This is a genomic window from Neisseria sp. P0022.S010 (genome assembly GCF_051956635.1).
The window spans coordinates 1-2,732 of record NZ_JBQCXF010000402.1; the positions used below are offsets into that span (position 1 = coordinate 1).

At 51.0% G+C, this 2,732-nt stretch carries 3 protein-coding genes; 2 read left to right on the forward strand and 1 reads right to left on the reverse strand.

Features of this window, described 5'->3' with window-relative positions; genetic code table 11:
- On the reverse strand, nt 1–1,015 hold a 1,015-nt coding region (fba, locus tag ACTHUT_RS17320; RefSeq protein WP_440419187.1), incomplete at its 3' end, for a class II fructose-bisphosphate aldolase.
- 150 nt (nt 1,016–1,165) lie between these two features.
- On the opposite strand from fba, the gene ACTHUT_RS17325 reads away from it, so the two are divergent.
- A complete protein-coding gene (locus tag ACTHUT_RS17325; protein ID WP_440419189.1) occupies nt 1,166–1,594 on the forward strand; it encodes an acyl-CoA thioesterase in 429 nt (142 codons plus the stop codon).
- A gap of 1 nt (nt 1,595) precedes the next feature.
- Nucleotides 1,596–2,492 carry a tyrosine-type recombinase/integrase gene (locus tag ACTHUT_RS17330; protein WP_440419191.1) on the forward strand — a complete coding sequence of 299 codons (897 nt, stop codon included), beginning with the start codon at nt 1,596–1,598 and terminating at the stop codon, nt 2,490–2,492.
- Nucleotides 2,493–2,732: the final 240 nt, after the last annotated feature.

The following is a 2,732-nucleotide window of genomic DNA, read 5'->3' on the forward strand; positions in this document are numbered from 1 at the left end:
TTTCCAAAGAAATCGGTTTGATTTTGTCGGCTTGGCCTTCGCAACCGAATGCGAGGTAGCGGTCAAGACAGATTTGTTTCATGGCTTCGACGGTTTTGCTCAAGTATTTGCGCGGGTCGAATTCGGATGGGTTTTCTGCCATGAAGCGGCGGATGGCACCGGTAGAGGCGAGACGCAAGTCGGTATCGATGTTGACTTTGCGGACACCGTGTTTGATGCCTTCGACGATTTCTTCAACCGGTACGCCGTAGGTCTCACCGATTTTGCCGCCGTGTTCGTTGATGACTTTCAGCCATTCTTGCGGAACGGAGCTGGAGCCGTGCATCACGATGTGGGTGTTCGGCAGGGCTTGGTGGATTTCTTTGATGCGGTCGATACGTAATACATCGCCTGTGGGCGGACGGGTAAATTTGTATGCGCCGTGGCTGGTGCCGACGGCAATAGCCAATGCGTCAACGCCGGTATCTTTAACGAAACGTACGGCATCCTCAACGCTGGTCAGCATTTGGTCGTGGGAAAGTTTGCCCACTGCGCCGACACCGTCTTCTTCGCCGGCTTCGCCGGTTTCGAGGTTGCCCAATACGCCGATTTCGCCTTCAACTGACACGCCGCAAGCGTGGGAGAAGTTAACCACGGTACGGGTGGCGTTGACGTTGTATTCGTAAGAAGAAGGGGTTTTGCCGTCTTCCATCAGCGAGCCATCCATCATTACAGAGGAGAAGCCCAGTTGGATGGAGCGTTGGCACACGTCAGGAGATGCGCCGTGGTCTTGGTGCATCACGACAGGGATGTGCGGGAATTCTTCGACTGCGGCCAAAATCAGATGGCGCAGGAATGGGGCACCTGCGTATTTGCGTGCGCCTGCGGATGCTTGAACGATAACGGGGGCGTTAACTTGGTCGGCCGCCTCCATGATGGCGCGCATCTGTTCGAGGTTGTTAACGTTGAATGCGGGCAGACCGTAGCTGTTTTCGGCTGCATGGTCCAATAATTGGCGCATGGATACGAGTGCCATGAGGAGCTCCTGAAGTAGTGAAGGGTAAATTTATCCGATAAATTATAATGTTTTTTGAAATGAAAGACTACAAGCTGTTACATTGTTTTTATATATTAACGAACAAGGTCTCGGTTTATAATGGCGTGGTATTGAAAACGGGTGTGCAAAATGGATAGGATTTCGGTGGCCGAATGTGATAAGCCTTTGTTTCAGACGGCCTTGACGGTGCAGGTAGGCGATGTGAACTATGGCGGTCATCTGGCGAACGATGCGGTGTTGCGTTTGTGCCATGAAGTGCGGATGCGTTGGCTGGCGGCGTTGGGTTGGAGCGAAATGGATGCCGGAGGGGCAGGCCTGATTATGGTGGATGCGGCGGTGCAGTATTTGGCGCAAGGTCATCATGGCGATGAGCTGTCGGTAGAAATGGGGACGGCGGGTATGGCCGGAGTGGGCTTTTCTTTACTGTACCGTATCCGCAGGATTTCAGATGGCCTTGTGTTGGCGAAAGTGCAGACAGGCATGGTGTGTTTCGATTATGGCAAGCAACGAGTTTGCCGTCTGCCTTCGGCATTGAAAACGGCATTGGAGGCCGTCTGAAATGGCGGAATCAAACCATTTTGCGCTTCATCTTGAACGCTATCTGAAAACCTTGTTGCAACAAGGCAGGTCGGAGCATACCGTTTCCACTTATCGGCGCGATTTGAGTGAGTTGATGCGCCTGTTGCCCGATAATCTTAAAAACGGCCTGCCGACGCGCCGCGATTTTGTGGCGGTATTGAAAAAGCTGTCGCAAAAGGGCTTGAGTGAAAGCAGCTTGGCGCGGAAATTGTCGGTATGGCGGCAGTATTGCAGTTGGCTGGTGCAGATAGAAGTCATGGAAAGCGACCCGACATTTAATATGAAAGCGCCGCGCCTGCCCGAACGCCTGCCCAAAGCACTGCCGCAAGAACCTTTAAACCATATCCTTGACCATGCGCCTGTTGATGATGAGTTGGACGTGCGCGATAAGGCCATGTTTGAATTGATGTATGGCAGCGGTTTGCGTCTAAGCGAGATACAAGGTTTGAATCTGGACGATATCGTCTTGGACGAAGGCTGGGTCAGTGTGAATGGTAAAGGCGGCAAGCAGCGGCAAGTGCCTTTGGTGGCTAAAAGTATTGCGGCATTGCGTGATTATTTGGCAGTGCGTATTGTCAAAGAGGGCGAACTGGCCTTGTTTACCAATAAGAACGGCGGCAGGCTGGGGCAACGTCAAATCCAAAAACGCCTGCAGGCGTGGGCAGTGCGTGTGGGCAGTGCCAGCCATATTTCTCCGCACATGATGCGCCACAGCTATGCAACCCATCTTTTACAGGCATCGGGCGATATCCGTGCTGTGCAGGAATTGTTGGGGCACAGCAACCTTTCTGCTACGCAAGTTTATACGAAGCTGGACTTTGACCATTTGGCGCGTGTTTATGATGAGGCGCACCCAAGGGCGAAACGGAAAAAATAATTTTGTTTGAGTCAGGCCGTCTGAAAGAATGTTTTCAGACGGCCTGATGTTTTATGGATAAAAAATACAGATGATTTGAAACCATTTGAATTTTTATCGGTCTGATGAAGTTTCAATATTGGTCTGATGTGCGGATGGCATAAAGATTGTAAGAGACGATGGCTTTTGCAATACCGTTTATCTTTTCAGATGACCGCTTGTTTGATAATATTAGTAATGAGAGCTAATATCATATTATGA

What these genes read in the sequence shown, in the direction of transcription:
- ACTHUT_RS17325 (WP_440419189.1), top strand. Translation starts at nt 1,166, where the DNA reads ATGGATAGGATTTCGGTGGCCGAATGTGATAAGCCTTTGTTTCAGACG.
- ACTHUT_RS17330 (WP_440419191.1), top strand. Translation starts at nt 1,596, where the DNA reads ATGGCGGAATCAAACCATTTTGCGCTTCATCTTGAACGCTATCTGAAA.